Annotated in this window: 14 protein-coding genes and 3 pseudogenes; 13 read left to right on the top strand and 4 right to left on the bottom strand. The window is 69.6% G+C overall.

Annotated features, from left to right (window positions below; all coding sequences use genetic code 11):
• From ACFV9M_RS40670 to ACFV9M_RS40655, 4 genes and pseudogenes are all read left to right on the top strand, one after another.
• Positions 1 to 84, top strand: a pseudogene (locus ACFV9M_RS40670) (transposase); the annotation flags it as partial.
• 482 nt (positions 85 to 566) lie between these two features.
• Positions 567 to 1,840: pseudogene (locus ACFV9M_RS40665) on the top strand (replication initiator).
• The gene (locus ACFV9M_RS40660) at positions 1,837 to 2,022 is read left to right on the top strand and encodes an excisionase family DNA-binding protein (protein WP_385078033.1); all 186 of its coding nucleotides are present in this window, start codon (positions 1,837 to 1,839) and stop codon (positions 2,020 to 2,022) included. The pseudogene ACFV9M_RS40665 and the gene ACFV9M_RS40660 overlap by 4 nt, the downstream one beginning before the upstream one ends.
• Before the next feature lie 47 nt (positions 2,023 to 2,069).
• Positions 2,070 to 3,317, top strand: a complete 1,248-nt coding sequence (locus ACFV9M_RS40655) for a tyrosine-type recombinase/integrase (RefSeq protein WP_385078030.1) — start codon at positions 2,070 to 2,072, stop codon at positions 3,315 to 3,317.
• A 60-nt stretch (positions 3,318 to 3,377) separates the two neighbouring features.
• On the opposite strand, the gene ACFV9M_RS40650 is transcribed toward ACFV9M_RS40655, so the two are convergent.
• The 3 genes from ACFV9M_RS40650 to ACFV9M_RS40640 form a co-directional block, all read right to left on the bottom strand.
• Positions 3,378 to 4,904: a TldD/PmbA family protein gene (locus ACFV9M_RS40650; RefSeq protein ID WP_385078027.1), complete on the bottom strand. Its 1,527-nt coding sequence runs from the start codon at positions 4,902 to 4,904 to the stop codon at positions 3,378 to 3,380.
• Positions 4,905 to 5,369: 465 nt separating this feature from the next.
• A complete protein-coding gene (locus ACFV9M_RS40645) occupies positions 5,370 to 5,564 on the bottom strand; it encodes a DUF397 domain-containing protein (RefSeq protein WP_385078026.1) in 195 nt (64 codons plus the stop codon).
• Positions 5,561 to 6,421 (bottom strand): helix-turn-helix domain-containing protein, encoded by an 861-nt coding sequence (locus ACFV9M_RS40640; protein WP_385078023.1) that lies wholly within the window; start codon positions 6,419 to 6,421, stop codon positions 5,561 to 5,563. The genes ACFV9M_RS40645 and ACFV9M_RS40640 overlap by 4 nt, the downstream gene beginning before the upstream one ends.
• A gap of 166 nt (positions 6,422 to 6,587) precedes the next feature.
• Here ACFV9M_RS40640 and ACFV9M_RS40635 point away from each other — a divergent pair, with 166 nt between their 5' ends.
• The 7 genes and pseudogenes from ACFV9M_RS40635 to ACFV9M_RS40605 all read left to right on the top strand — a co-directional run bounded on the left by ACFV9M_RS40635 (position 6,588) and on the right by ACFV9M_RS40605 (position 11,969).
• Positions 6,588 to 7,061 (top strand): ATP-binding protein, encoded by a 474-nt coding sequence (locus tag ACFV9M_RS40635; protein WP_385078020.1) that lies wholly within the window; start codon positions 6,588 to 6,590, stop codon positions 7,059 to 7,061.
• Positions 7,062 to 7,200: 139 nt separating this feature from the next.
• Positions 7,201 to 7,473, top strand: coding sequence for a hypothetical protein (locus ACFV9M_RS40630; RefSeq protein ID WP_385078018.1), 273 nt, complete (start codon positions 7,201 to 7,203; stop codon positions 7,471 to 7,473).
• Between the two features lie 113 nt (positions 7,474 to 7,586).
• Positions 7,587 to 8,501: a helix-turn-helix transcriptional regulator gene (locus ACFV9M_RS40625; protein ID WP_385078015.1), complete on the top strand. Its 915-nt coding sequence runs from the start codon at positions 7,587 to 7,589 to the stop codon at positions 8,499 to 8,501.
• Positions 8,498 to 9,520, top strand: a pseudogene (locus ACFV9M_RS40620) (McrC family protein). The gene ACFV9M_RS40625 and the pseudogene ACFV9M_RS40620 overlap by 4 nt, the downstream one beginning before the upstream one ends.
• A gap of 396 nt (positions 9,521 to 9,916) precedes the next feature.
• Positions 9,917 to 10,636 carry a 3-oxoacyl-[acyl-carrier-protein] reductase gene (gene fabG / locus ACFV9M_RS40615; RefSeq protein ID WP_385078013.1) on the top strand — a complete coding sequence of 240 codons (720 nt, stop codon included), beginning with the start codon at positions 9,917 to 9,919 and terminating at the stop codon, positions 10,634 to 10,636.
• A 5-nt stretch (positions 10,637 to 10,641) separates the two neighbouring features.
• Complete coding sequence (fabI, locus tag ACFV9M_RS40610) at positions 10,642 to 11,409, top strand: enoyl-ACP reductase FabI (RefSeq protein ID WP_385078011.1); 768 nt, start codon at positions 10,642 to 10,644, stop codon at positions 11,407 to 11,409.
• 179 nt (positions 11,410 to 11,588) lie between these two features.
• Positions 11,589 to 11,969, top strand: a complete 381-nt coding sequence (locus ACFV9M_RS40605; protein WP_385078008.1) for a hypothetical protein — start codon at positions 11,589 to 11,591, stop codon at positions 11,967 to 11,969.
• Positions 11,970 to 11,984: 15 nt separating this feature from the next.
• Here the strand turns inward: ACFV9M_RS40605 and ACFV9M_RS40600 are convergent, their stop codons facing one another.
• A complete protein-coding gene (locus tag ACFV9M_RS40600; protein ID WP_385078005.1) occupies positions 11,985 to 12,674 on the bottom strand; it encodes a FadR/GntR family transcriptional regulator in 690 nt (229 codons plus the stop codon).
• A 70-nt stretch (positions 12,675 to 12,744) separates the two neighbouring features.
• Here ACFV9M_RS40600 and ACFV9M_RS40595 point away from each other — a divergent pair, with 70 nt between their 5' ends.
• Both ACFV9M_RS40595 and ACFV9M_RS40590 read left to right on the top strand, forming a co-directional pair.
• Entirely contained in the window at positions 12,745 to 14,055 is a 1,311-nt protein-coding gene (locus tag ACFV9M_RS40595) for a CynX/NimT family MFS transporter (protein ID WP_385078002.1), read from the top strand.
• Positions 14,056 to 14,098: 43 nt separating this feature from the next.
• A complete protein-coding gene (locus ACFV9M_RS40590) occupies positions 14,099 to 14,215 on the top strand; it encodes an SGM_5486 family transporter-associated protein (RefSeq protein WP_385077999.1) in 117 nt (38 codons plus the stop codon).
• Positions 14,216 to 14,371: the final 156 nt, after the last annotated feature.

Here is a 14,371-nt window from a genome sequence, read left to right as displayed (position 1 = left end):
ATCCGCCGCTACATCATCTGGCGAAACCGCCATGCCGACGACCGACGCCTACGCGCGGTCGTCGACAGGGCAAACGTTGCTTGATGCGGCACTAGAGAGCATGTGCGCGGGCGGGTCAGTTGCCGTCATCCTCGGGCCCGTCGTTCCCGTCTGGCCAGGTCGTTCGAGGAGCGCAGTCACTCCGAAGCTATGTGGAAGTTGTCCGTTGGAACCGGCTCCGGAGTGATGGAAGTGCGGTAGCTTTGTCTTGCGCGGAAGCAAGCTGACTTGCACGCGTGCAAGACCGAAGGGCCCGCCTCGGGTGGCACCCCGAATCGAGCCCTTCAGCGCAGTTCACGAGCCCGGTCGCCTACCTGCCGACCGGGCTTTGCGCGTTGCGGCCCTGGTCGTGACCGTCTCGTGCGTGGGGCTGCTAGCGTGCGAACTGCCCCACAGTGGCGATGATCGCCACGATCAACCCTGCTGCGGCTAGATAGACCTGCCACCTTTCGGCGTTGGTCCACTTTGCCCCCTTGCGAGGCTTCACATCGCTTTGACCGGCTGGGGGTTGTGCCCATCCGGTCTACCTGTCCGGCTCCATCATTACCTCCGACGCCCTGACGGGTGAGGTGATCTCGTCCTACTCGACGGCCGGAGAACCGGGCGAGCGGCTGGCCGTCCGCTGTCGCAACCGCCGGGCCTCGGTCTGCGCGCCGTGCGCCTACCTGCACGCGGGCGACACCTATCAACTGATCCGCGCGGGCCTGTCCGGCGGCAAGAACGTCCCCGAGCGTGTTCGGGACCAGCCTCGCCTGTTCGTCACCCTGACGGCCCCCTCGTTCGGGCCCGTCCACCGCTCCCGCGACGGTAAGCGGTGTCGACCGCGCAGGGACGGCGGCGTATGCGAGCACGGGCGTCCCGTCGGCTGCGGCCTGGTCCACACCGAGGATGACCCCGCGCTGGGTCGCCCGCTGTGCGCGGACTGCTACGACTACGTGGGCCATGTGCTGTGGCACGCGCACGCAGGGAGACTGTGGGATCGGTTCACCACCGCCGCACGGCGTCACCTGGCCTCCGCCGCAGGGATACCGCGCTCATGTCTCCGTGACCACCTGGTGGTGTCCTTCGCGAAGGTGGCCGAGTACCAGAAGCGGGCCGCCATCCACTTCCATGCCGTGGTCCGCCTCGACGGTCCTGCCGGCCCCGGCACACCACCCCCACGCTGGGCCACGACCGAGCTGCTGACCGAAGCCGTACTCACGGCTGCCGCGTCGGCGAACGTACGGGCCGCGGAATCGTGCGCCTACGGGGACGCGCTCCTCGTCTGGGGGAAGCAGCTGGATGCGCGGCCGATCCGGGCCTTCGAGGGCGGTGAGGGGCCGACCGATGACGCTGTCGCCGCCTACGTGGCCAAATACGTCTCCAAGGGCACCGCCGAAACCGGCGCCGGACTGGACTACCGCGTATCAGGTCCGGACGACATCGCTGCCGCGGTCGTCGCGCCCCACGTACGGGCTCTGATGGCCACTTGCTGTCGCTTGGGCGGTCTGCCCGAACTGGACACCTCAGGCTGCGGTCATGGGCTCACAGCCTCCGATACCGCGGTCACGTCCTCACCAAGACCCGCCGCTACTCGACGACGTACGCGGCGTTGCGTGATGAACGAGCCGCGTACCGTCGCAGCGACACAGAACCGACCTACGACCCGGCCTTGATCACTGAGTCGAGCTGGCGCTACGTCGGTTCCGGCTACACCCCCGGCGCTGCCAGACTCGCCGCCGGAATCGCCGAAGACCTGGTCATGAGCCGTCAGCTTGCCCGTGAAGCGGCGGAAGACGAGGCGCGGGGGTGGGAGCTGTGAGGGGTGGCAGCAACCTGCTCATGACGCCGGACGAGGCCGCGACGCAACTCGGCGTGACGAAGCGGGTCCTCATGGACTCCTACCGGCGCTGGGGCAGCCCGTACCTGAAGGTCGGCAAGCATGTCCGGTTCCGAACGCGGGATCTTCACAACTGGGTTGAGGCGCGGATGCGGCACAGCTAGCCTGATGATCTGTCGCTAACCAATCAACCTGCGGAGGTTCAACAAGCGTGGCGACCATCAAGAAGGAAGACTGTTCGTGCCCCCGGCGCAAGAAACCGACGTGCCCGCACAAGCCGTACCGGGTGTCGTACCGGGAACCGGGCGGCAGGGCGGGCAAGCCGCGGCAGGTGTCGTTCAAGAAGCTCGAAGACGCGGAAGCCTTCGCGGTCAAGGTCGAGCGGGACAAGGACCTGGGGACGTACATCAACCCCAAGGCGGGACAGCGCACCTTCCAGCAGGTCTGGCGTGAATGGGTCGAGGCGGGAACGCTCGAAGAGTCCTCGAAGAGGAACTATCAAAGCGTCTACGACAACCATTACGGGCCGTTCTTCGGGAACAAGCCCATCGGCAGCATCACGCCGACGATCATCCAGGAATGGGAGGCGGACCAGAAGGAGCGCGGATACAAGGAAAACGGAATCAACGGACGTAAGAACGTCCTGTCGTCTGTTTTCAACTACGCGGTAGCCGCCGAGATCATCGGCCGAAATCCGTGCAAGAAGGCGAACCCTCGTAGGCGCTCAGGGCAGCAGATCACGCCGGTGACCGACGACGACATCCCGACCATGGAAGAGGTGCTGGGGATCATCGCGGAAGCCCCGAAGCTCATCCGCGCCGGATTCTGGGCCATGGCGGGCTGCGGGATGCGCCCGGGAGAGTCCTTGGCGCTGTCGGACGAGTCCATGGACTGGGAGCGCAGCGTCCTCGCTGTGGATCACCAGGTATCCGCCTACGGGTGCCAGGAAATCTCCGGCTATCGGCGTGGTGTGAAGAGAGGTACGAAGCATCGCGCCTTCGAGCAGGCGCGGAAGACGCCGGTGCCCGAATCAATCAACGAGATCTTCAACGATCACATCGACACCTTCGAGACATGGGGGGATCGGGGCTGGTTCTTCGAATCCCCCAGGCTGAACGACCGCCACCCGTCGTACGACTGGTTCCTGGACCAGTTCAAGGCGGCGGCGAAGCTGGCCGGCACCCCGCAGTACACCCCGAAGAGCTTCCGGCACTTCTTCGTCTCCGAGGCCATCCACGCGCAGATCCCGCTCTTCGAGGTCGCGGCATGGGTCGGGCACCGAACCACCAGGACGACGGAACTGGTCTACGGCCACCTGGTCCGCCGGGCCATGGATCGGGGCGCCCGCACCATGCACAACCGCCTGGGGCTCAAGCTGGAGCCCTTCAGGGGCCTGATCGTCCCGCCCTCGCTGACGCCCGCGGAGGACGACATCGAGGACTGGGACGACGTGGCGTAGGAGGTTCGCGGTGGCGACGTGCGGACCTGGTGCAGACTTCGGGCCGGTTCAGCCGACCCCTCAGGTACGGCCGGACTCGTTCGAGGTGTTCAGGATGTTCACACTCCGAAACAGTGCGGAGGGGCACCCGTGCGACACGGCAGCGACCTGCCCTGGTTGAGCCTTTCCGCAGTTGAAGGCCCCTCCTAGCACGTAAGTCTGGGGGCCTCCGACGCCCTCCATGGAGCCCCAGAACTGGGGGGTGACCCCCTGGTATGCAAAGTCCCGCACCTGCCCCGCGAGGCGGCCGTTCCGGATCATGTATGCCCTCTGACCCGTAAACTGGAAGTTGTACCGCTGCATGTCGATCGACCAGGAGCGGTCCCCGACGACGTAGATGCCGCGGTCGACGCCTCCGATGAGGTCCTCCGTGGACATGCCGGCGGGGTCCGGCCGCAGCGACACGTTCGCCATGCGCTGCACCGGGACGTGGCCGGGGGAGTCGGCGTACGCGCACCCGTTGGAGCGGTCGAAGCCGGTGAGCCTCGCGATCCGCCGGTCCATCTGGTAGCCGGCGAGGGTGCCGTCCTTCACCAGGTCCCAGGACTGCGCCCGCACTCCCTCGTCGTCGTAGCCGATGGTGGCGAGGCCGTGCTCGGCGGTGCGGTCGCCGGTGACGTTCATCAGGTCCGAGCCGTACCTGAGCTTGCCGAGCTGGTCGAACGTGGCGAAGGAGGTGCCGGCGTAGGCGGCCTCGTAGCCGAGGGCCCGGTCCAGCTCGGTGGCGTGCCCGATGGACTCGTGGATGGTCAGCCACAGGTTCGACGGGTCCACGACCAGGTCGTACAGCCCCGGCTGGACGCTCGGCGCCCGCATCTTCTCGGCGAGCAGCTCCGGGATGCGCTCCAGCTCCTCGTCCCAGTCCCAGCCGGTGCCCGTGAGGTACTCCCAGCCGCGCCCGACCGGCGGTGCGAGCGTCCGCATGGAGTCGAACTCGCCGCTCGACTCGTCCACCGACACCGCCGTCAGCGACGGATGCAGCCGCACCCGCTGCTGCGTGGTCACCGTGCCCGCCGTGTCGGCGTAGAACTTGTTCTCGTGGACGGTGAGCAGCGAGGCGTCGACGTGGTTGACGCCGTTGCCCGCGAGCAGCCGTGTGCTCCACTCCGCGAGCAGCGCCGACTTCTCCTCGTCGGGCACGGTGAACGGGTCGACCTCGTACGACGACACCCATGTCTTCTCGGCGTGCACCGGCTCGTCGGCGAGCTCCACCCGCTCCTGCGCCCCGGCCGCCTCGATCACCCGGGCGGACAGCTTGGCCATGGCCACCGCCTGCGAGGCGACCTTGGCCGCCGCGTCCATCGTCAGGTCCACGCCCGACGCGAATCCCCACGTGCCGCCGTGCACCACGCGCACCGCGTACCCGAGGTCCGTGGTGTCGGACGACCCGGCGGGCCGCGCGTCCCTCAGCCGCCAGGACGCGCTGCGCACCCGCTCGAAGCGGAAGTCCGCGTGCTCCGCCCCCAGCGCCCGCGCGCGTGCGAGCGCGGCGTCGGCGAGGGCGCGTAGGGGGAGCGCCAGAAACGACTGATCGATTTCATGGGGCACGGATGGGGTTCCCTTCGCGCTGTCGCCTGTGAGGACCTTGAGGACCGTTGCTGGGAGTGAATCATGTCCCGGAGGCCGGCCTCTCGGGAACGCATGTCCCTGTGGTGCAGCGAGCACGCAAGGGGACCCGCACGAGGGTGACGGAGGAGGAGACTGGACTGACTCAGTTGTGTGGTCTGTCCCTTGAGCGCCTGGTTGCTTTCGATGAAGCTGGCACATCGGGTGCAGCAGACCGTCGTCGCACAGTGAGGCGACCGTTCCGCCGCTGCGGAAGGCTCCACATATCCGCACACTCACGTGCCGCATTCCCATGGACTGTCTGCTGGTAAATCTCTCGTCCTTCGCCCTGGACCTCGCAGCATGTTCGGTGAGGACGAGCAGGAGTAGGACAGGCGGTCACAGCCCAACGGGCGGGCCCGGAACCAACTCCCGAGCCCGCCCGCGCACGTCCTGTACGACGCGAACTCAGCCGTCTATAAACGAGCCGGCCGCGAGTGCCGTGAATGCTGTCCAGGCGGTCGGCGTGACGACGAGCGGACGGATGCGCGTGTCCTTGGAGTCGCGGATGTGGACCGCCTCGGGGCGCACGGCGACCTCGACGCAGTTTCCGCCGCCACTACCGCTGTAGTTGCTCTTGAACCAGGCCAGTTCGGTGCTCATAGCGCTCCTTGCATCTCCCTCAGCAGGTCCACAGTGGCCATACGACTCAGGGCCTGTGACCGCATCTTCCCATAGCGCTGGAGCATGGAACTCACCAATTTCGGCTCGGCCAACAGAGTGCTGCTGTCGTGTCCCTCGACGTAGCCAACCCACTGGTGGTTGTCGCGTTCAGCGAGGTACATCTGGCCGTCGACGCCGGAGTGATCCTCCTGTCGCAGGGGCATGACGAGGATCTCGACGTTCCGTCGGCTGCCCTGTTGCAAGAGGTTACTGATGACCGCCCGTGCTACCTCGGCACCCCCGAGGCGACGTTCAAGAACCGCCTGTTCGATGAGGAACGAGAACGCCGTGTTCGGGCGCTCGTCCAAGAGCCGCTGCCGCTCTTGCCGGGCAGCGACTTGCCTTTCGAACTGCTCCTCCGAAAGCGGAGGAATCTGCCGGTCGAAGATCGCCCGGATGTACCCCTCCGGCTGCAACAACCCAGGAACCGCCCGGCACTCATACGCGTACAAGGAGATCGCCTCCTCCTCGATCCCCGCCCACTGACGGAACCACGACGCCAGCCCCGCCCTCCTCGTCAAACTCTTTGCCGCCGCCGTGAGGACCTTGACCGCGACCGGCCCCAGGACCTTCTCCGCCCGCGCGGGCAGGTCCGCCGGCGGGAACCGCTTCCCCTGCTCGATTTTCGCGACGTACGCGGCCGAGTACTGGAGCCGCAACGCGAACTCCTCCTGGGTCAGGTGGGATTCCTCGCGCAGAGCCTTGAGGACCGCGCCGAAGGTCTTCAGACTCTCGGAGAGTTCCGCCTCCGTACCGTTCGTGCCGCCATTTCCGCCTCCGCCGTGGTCCACTCTCATCGCCGCGTGCCTCTCGTGTCCGCGCTTCCACGCCTGGCTGAACCTGCCCGCCACACCCGGGGTCACGGGGAGTTACCGACCCAGTCCAGAGTGTGCACCGATACAGTCACGCCTGTATGGGTGTCGTCCCTGTCGGGGGCTGGGAGGGCGCCGGAACCCTGGGCGTATGCCAGCACCACGGGCCCAAGAGGCCGTAACCGTAAGTGTGTTCGCCCAGTGCTTCTCCGCCACACGCCGCGGCGCGCGACTGGCCCGCAGACTTGCCACGCACCAGCTCGACCTGTGGCACCTGCCCTACGGCAGCCCGGCCTCCGACACCGTCGCCCTCGTCGTGGCCGAACTCGCCTCCAATGCGGTCCTCCACGGCTGCGTCCCGGATGGGAGCTTCGAGTTGCGGCTCACGTACGAGCGGTCCGCGGGGCTCGTCCGCGTCGAGGTGTCCGACACCCACCCGGGGTACCCGGAGCTCCCCGAGCCGACGGCCCAGCTCTCTGCGGACGCTGTCAACGGGAGAGGTCTGCTCCTCGTGGAAGCTGTCGCCGACCGCTGGGGTGTGGCCGGGCGGACGGGGCTGGGTAAGACGGTGTGGGCCGAGTGCGCGGTCTGCACGCAGGACGACCCGTGTCCCGTTCAGTCATAGTTGACGATCATCTTCCGCAACGACCCGCTGTGTCGGCTGAGTTGTGATTTCGGCCAGTGTCAGTAGAGGCGGGTACGCTTATCGACCTGTTCGAGTTGACGGTCAGCTCTGCGACGGGCGAAGGCTTGTGGAGGCGTACGTGGTCGGACGCGAGATCGCTGCGGCGGACCATCCGAGCAAGGAGGTCAGGGCGGTCCTCAAGCGGCTCGTCGCCGACGGGTGGACGCTCACGTCGGAAGCGCACTGGGGCACGCTGTACTGCCCGTGCCCGGACCACTGCACGGTGATCCGCGTCGGCGGCACGCCGAAGAATCCCGGCCAGGAGGCCCGTCGAATAGCCCGCAAGGCGAAGTGGTGCCCGCTGCCCCCGGACGACCCGCGTGCGGCTCTCCGAGGCGGCGTTGGCAATTGACAACGCCGTCGGCCTCGGCGAAGCTTGCCACCGGGGGCGTTCCCCGGAGCGAGAGGCGCAGATACCGGAACCAGGAAGAGCGAACAGGCATACGCATGGGGGGCTGGGGCGTCATGGAGTACGAGTTTCACTTCGTCGTGGACGGGATCGAGGTGGACGACGACAAGGCCGTCGCGATCGTCCACGACACCTTCGATGGAGTACTGACCCGCCATCGCGGCCGACACTTCCTGGACGTCTCGGAGAGCGGGGTCAACGCGATCGACGCAGCTCACCGCATCGTCGTACGGCTGCGCAAGTCCCTGCCCGCCCTGAGACTGGTGCGCATCGATCCCGACCTCGTCGGCGTCTCCGACATCGCGGAGCGTGTCGAGCGTTCACGCCAGAACGTCCAGCAGTGGGTGAGCGGTGAGCGGCGGCAGGACAAGCTGCCCTTTCCGGACCCCGAGGGGATCACCGGACGCTCACCGGTGTGGCGCTGGGGAGACGTGAACGCCTGGCTGGCCCAGTTCGGCGAGGGCGACGAGGTGCACCCACCCACCCGTGAAGAGGCCCTGACCATCGACTTCCTGCTGCCCAAGTGGCAGCGCACCCTGGACGACGGCCTTCCCCTGGTGCACTTCGCCGCCGCCGAGGCCGGGGACGGCCGGGACGAGGAGCGGGAGACCGTCCAGCGGCTTCTGGAGGGTACGCTGGCGCTGCCGGGTGTGCTAGAGCGGATCGCGGCGACCCCCGTCCCCAGGACGGAGCAGCAACGGCTTACCGTCGTGTGCGCGGTCCTCCCCGACCGACTGAGCAGCGTTGTGTCCCGCATCGGCCACGACGAGGTGTGGGCTGTCCTCGCCTACCAGGGTGCGGAGGGCGAGCTGCATCTTCAGCCCGTCGGCACGGCGGACGCCCCCGGCGCGGTTCCGGTCTCCCGCCTCGGTCTCGGCCGCGACGCAACGGTTGGTGACCTCCTGCTCGTCCAGACGAACGGTCCCGACGACATCCCGGTCACTCCGATCACACCGGTCGGCCTGGACTGAGTGCCGAAGCCCCGGTCGACCGTCTCCTCCACCTCGTCTCCTACGCCCCCGAACGCGTCGACTTCGACCAGCGCCCGGTCACCGCCGACGCGCGACCGGACCTCCTCCCAGCCCTCGCGCACGCCTTCGTCTCCGCCGCCGAACGGGCCCTGCTGCACGGTGTCCTCCATGACTACCGAGAGACGTGTAACACGCTGCCCGTCGTCCGGGGCCGCATCCGCCACGCCGACCAGATCCGCCGCAGACCGGGCGTCCCCGTGCCACTGGAAGTCGCCTACGACGACCACACGCCCGACATACCGGAGAACCGCCTCCTCCTCGCTGCCGCCCGCCGTCTCCTGCGCGTGCCCGGCCTCGACCCGGCCCCGCGCTCCGCCCTCCAGCGCCTCACCGCCCGGCTCGACGGAGTCCGGCTCCTGCCTACCGGGGCGCCAGCACCCCGCTGGACCCCCGACCGGCGCAACGCCCGCTACGTCCACGTCCTCGTCCTTGCCGAACTTGTTCTGCGCGGTGCCTCCTACGAACTCGGCGACGGCCGCGAGAACGCCGTCGACGGGATGCTCGTGACCATGTGGCGCCTCTTCGAGGCCTACCTGGCTCGCGCGGTCGGTGAAGCCCTGCGCCTGCGCATCGGGGGCAGGCTCGAGCCGCAGGACCGGAATTTCTCCCTGGACGTCGCGGGCTGACACGTCCTCAAGCCGGACCTTGTGCACTACCTGCCGTCGCCGCGCGACGGGGTGATGCGCCAGGCCATGGTGCTGGACGCCAAGTTCAAGACGAGACCGCAGCGAGGCGACCTGTACCAGATGACTGCCTACTGCGTCCGTCTCGGCCTCACCGAGGGCCATCTCGTCTACGCCTCGGGCAGACCAGGCCTGGTCGAGGTGCCGGTGGGAGAGGGGGCGCTGAGGATCTGGCGGCACGTCCTCGATCTCGCCCGCCCCTGGCGGCAGCTGGCATCGGACATCGCGGACCTCGCCGGGACGATCGACGCCGCGCGCACGATAGGCGCGGCCTGAGAGCGGCAGTCCGGTCCCGGGCCCGGCGTGCCCCAATCACCGAAATACTCCTCCCGGAATGTGCGTCACAGGGCGGCTTTCCTCGTCGGGCGTCTGGAAACGCTGGACCCGATCTCCGTGGCCGACGCAGTGTCGCCGCACGACGATCCGACCACGGTGGTGGTGTACGACCGCAAGATGCCGGGGACGGCGCGCGCCAGGGGCCTGCCCGCTCACGTACCTGGCGCCGGGCAGAATGGAAGGCGCGGCGACTGTAGAAACCCGACAGGGACGACCAGGCGTCACTGTCGGTGCCCCCTTGTCCGCGAGCGCGACCGGACCGATAGGTTCGAGGCAAGCCGCCTGTCACCCAGCGTTCGGGCGGTTGTGTCAGACCCCTATCGAAAGGGTGATCCGTTGAGCCGCTCGGTTCTCGTCACCGGAGGAAACCGGGGCATCGGCCTCGCCATCGCCCGCGCGTTCGCCGACGCCGGCGACAAGGTCGCGATCACGTACCGTTCGGGTGAGCCGCCGGCCGCCCTGACGGAACTGGGCTGCCTCGCCGTCAAGTGCGACATCACCGATGCCGAGCAGGTGGAGCAGGCCTACAAGGAGATCGAGGCCGTGCACGGTCCGGTCGAGGTCCTGATCGCCAACGCCGGCGTCACCAAGGACCAGCTCCTGATGCGCATGTCCGAGGAGGACTTCACCTCGGTCGTCGACACCAACCTCACCGGCACCTTCCGGGTCGTCAAGCGCGCCAACCGCGGCATGCTGCGCGCCAAGAAGGGCCGTGTCGTGCTGATCTCCTCGGTCGTCGGGCTCCTCGGCTCCGCGGGGCAGGCCAACTACGCCGCCTCCAAGGCCGCCCTGGTCGGCTTCGCGCGCTCCCTCGCCCGTGAGCTGGGCTCGCGCAACATCACCTTCAACGTCGTCGCGCCCGGTTTCGTCGACACCGACATGACCAAGGTGCTCACCGACGAGCAGCGCGCGGGCATCGTCTCGCAGGTCCCGCTCGGCCGGTACGCGCAGCCGGAGGAGATCGCCGCGACGGTGCGGTTCCTCGCCTCGGACGACGCCTCGTACATCACTGGAGCCGTCATCCCCGTTGACGGCGGACTGGGAATGGGTCACTGATCACCATGAGCGGAATTCTCGAGGGCAAGCGTGTCCTGATCTCCGGTGTGCTGATGGAGTCCTCCATCGCCTTCCACGCCGCCAAGCTGGCCCAGGAGCAGGGTGCCGAGATCATCCTGACCGCGTTCCCGCGGCCCACGCTGACCGAGCGCATCGCCAAGAAGCTGCCGAAGCCCACCAAGGTCATCGAGCTCGACGTCACCAACGACGAGCACCTCGGCCGCCTGGCCGACGTCGTCGGCGAGGAGCTGGGCGGCCTCGACGGCGTCGTCCACTCCATCGGCTTCGCCCCGCAGGACGCCCTCGGCGGCAACTTCCTCAACACGCCGTTCGAGTCGGTCGCCACGGCCATGCACGTCTCGGCGTACTCCCTGAAGTCGCTGACCACGGCCTGCCTGCCGCTGATGCAGAACGGTGGCTCGGTCGTCGGCCTCACCTTCGACGCGCAGTTCGCGTGGCCGCAGTACGACTGGATGGGCCCGGCCAAGGCCGCCCTGGAGGCCACCAGCCGCTACATCGCGCGTGACCTGGGCAAGCAGAACATCCGCTGCAACCTGATCTCCGCGGGCCCGCTCGGCTCCATGGCCGCCAAGTCCATCCCGGGCTTCAACGACCTGGCCGCCGTGTGGGACAGCCGCTCCCCGCTGGAGTGGGACCTCAAGGACCCCGAGCCGGCCGGCCGCGGCATCGTCGCCCTGCTCAGCGACTGGTTCCCGAAGACCACGGGCGAGATCATCCACGTGGACGGCGGTCTGCACGCCATCGGCGCCTGACCTCCGGCCGAAACACCGAAGCACCGAGGCACCGACGCCCCGTCCCCCGCGTCTCGCGGGGGGCGGGGCGTCACCCGTCCGGCGTACTCGACCGGGCGGGGAGGGGCCGTCACCGGCCATGCTGAGGTGTGCGTTCCGCACGCGCTTCCCTCCCCAGCACGGCCGAGGAGGTCCCCCTTGTGCGCCTGTCCCGCAGCGTGGCCCCAGTGACCGTCGCCGTCTTCGTCGTCCTCTCCCTGCCGTACCACGCCCTGCCCCACGCGCGCGCGGAGGCATCGCCCGCGCAGGCGCCGCGCGAGCGGGCACCGAAGCCCGCCGCCCCGCCGGAGCCGTTCGGCGCGGAGTGCCGCGTCACGGTCCGCGGCTCCCACGTCGTGGCGTACTGCCACAACCCCTACGCCGAGGTCGACCGCGTCCGCCTGCACATCGAGTGCGCCCGCTGGTGGGACCTGGACACCGACGGCGCCCCCGCCGACGCCGGACCCGCCATGACCGTACGGCTGACCGGCCGGTGCTGGAAGGAGGTCGGCGCGGCCTGGGTCAGTCACCGCAGGCCGTGAGCCCCACGGCCCGGGTCAGCCACCGGACGCCGTGAACCGTCCGGGCCGGCACAGGAACGGATAGCTCGCCGCCTCCGTGGCCGCCCGCTCCGCGTCCCCGGCGCGGACCGCGTCCACCAGCCGCGCGTGGTCCATGTACGTCTCCGGCGTCAGCTCCTCGCCGACGTCCTCGCGCAGCCAGTCCCGCAGCACCTCGCCGAGGTCCGCGTACATCGCGGTCATGACGTCGTTGTGGGAGGCGGCCACCACCGCCAGGTGGAAGGTCGCGTCCGCCGCGACGAACGCCTCGGCGTCGCCCGACTCCCACGCCTCCTCGCGCCGCAGCAGCAGCGCGTCCAACTGCTTGAGGTCCTTCTCGGTGCGCCGCTCGGCGGCCAGTTTCGCCGCGCCGGACTCCAGCGTGGAGCGCAGTTCGGCGATGTGCCGCGGATCGGCGCTCGCGAAGCGGCGGTGCATCACGCCCGCGAGCTCGCTCGTCGCCACCACGTACGTGCCCGAGCCCTGCCGGATGTCCAGCAGGCCGTTGTGCGCGAGGGCGCGGACGGCCTCGCGGACGGTGTTCCGGGCGACGCCCAGCTGCTCGACCAGCTCGGGCTCCGTCGGGATGCGCGAGCCCACCGGCCATTCACCCGAGGTGATCTGGGTACGCAGCGCGGTGATGACCTGCTCGGACAGCGCCGAGCGACGGGGATGGCTCAGGGGCATGGCACACCTTCGCACGGGCGGGGCGGGACGACGGCACCCGGGGATGGACAACCAATCATCCTATGATTCTATGATGAGCCTCATGGCCAGTGAGGAAACACGGACGACGCCGTCCCCGGCGCACACGACGACGTCCCCCGCGCAGCCCGCCCCGGCGGCGGACGAGCCGTCGCGGACGGGCACGCGCGCGTGGACGCAACGCCTGCTCGTGGTCGGCATCGTGCTGGCGGCCCTCAACCTCCGTCCGGCCATCACCAGCCTCGGCGCCCTCCTCGAAGAGGTCCGCGACGGCCTCGGCATGAGCGGCAGCGTGGCCGGCCTGCTCACCTCCGTGCCCCCGCTCTGCTTCGCCGTCTTCGGCGTCACCGCCCCCCGCCTCGCCCGCCGCTTCGGACCGGGCGCGGTGGTCTGCGCGGGCATGGCCGCGATCACCGCGGGCCTGCTGATACGGCCCTACGCCGGGAGCACGCCCGGGTTCCTGGCCGCCAGCGCCCTCGCCCTGATGGGCATCGCCGTCAGCAACGTCCTGATGCCGGTGATCGTCAAGCGCTGGTTCCCCGACCGGGTCGGCTCCATGACCGGCCTGTACTCGATGGCCCTCGCCCTGGGCACCTCGACCGCCGCGGCGATCACCGTGCCCGTGACCGACGCGCTGGGCGGCGGGTGGCGGTCCGGCCTCGCGGTCTGGGCGGCCGTGGCGGCGGTCGCCGTCCTGGCGTGGCTGCCCCAGGTGCGCAGGCGGGAGGCCGCGCCCGACGCGCGGGCCACCGCGCGCGCGGAGGCGCCGGCCGGGATGCGCGTCACCCGCAGCCGCACCGCCTGGGCGCTCGCCGTCTTCTTCGGGCTCCAGGCCACCGCCGCCTACATCACCATGGGCTGGATGGCGCAGATCTTCCGGGACGCGGGCGTGGCCGCGGGCACGGCGGGCCTGCTCCTCGCCGTCACCATGGTGATGGGCGTGCCCCTTGCCTTCGTCATCCCGCGCGTGGCGGCCCGGCTGCCGCACCAGGGCCCGATCGTGCTCGCGCTCGGCGTCTGCGGCCTCGCCGGATACGCCGGCCTCTACTTCGCGCCCGCCGGCGGCGCCTGGGCCTGGGCGGTGCTGCTCGGCGTCTCCAACTGCGCCTTCCCGCTGGCCCTCACCATGGTCGGCATGCGGGCCAGGACCGGCGCGGGCGTGGCGCAGCTGTCGGCCTTCGCCCAGAGCACCGGCTATCTGATCTCGATCCCCGGCCCGCTCCTGGTGGGCGTCCTCTACCAGCACAGCGGAGGCTGGGGCCTGCCCCTCGCGCTGATGGCGGCGCTGATGGTCCCGCAGACGGTGGTGGGCGTGCTGGCCGGGCGCGACCGCACCGTGGAGGACGAGGCCGCCGCCCGCTGACCCCGGGCGCACCGCGCCGCGCGGCGGGTGCGAGACTGGGCGCATGCCCGTGCTCGACCCGAACCCCCAGAACGGCCAGAAGAAGATGCTGCTCGTCTTCGGCTCGTTCCTCCTCATCTTCGTGATCATCGCCGTCGTCGCGACGATCGCCTCACCCTGACGGCCGGTACCGGCCCGTACCGGCCCGTACCGGTCTGGCCCAGCCCGGCCCGGGGGGGGGGGGGGGGGGGCCGCCCGGGGGGGGCCCCCCCCCCCCCGCGGCCCCGGGCGGGGGGGCGGAAACCCCCGGGGCCGAGGGGGGCCCGGGGGCGGGGGA

Origin of the sequence: Streptomyces sp. NPDC059895 (genome assembly GCF_042731035.1) — a bacterium.
GTDB lineage: Bacteria > Actinomycetota > Actinomycetes > Streptomycetales > Streptomycetaceae > Streptomyces.
The sequence above is the reverse complement of the archived record's forward strand: the minus strand, read 5'-3'. Positions and strand labels throughout refer to the sequence as shown.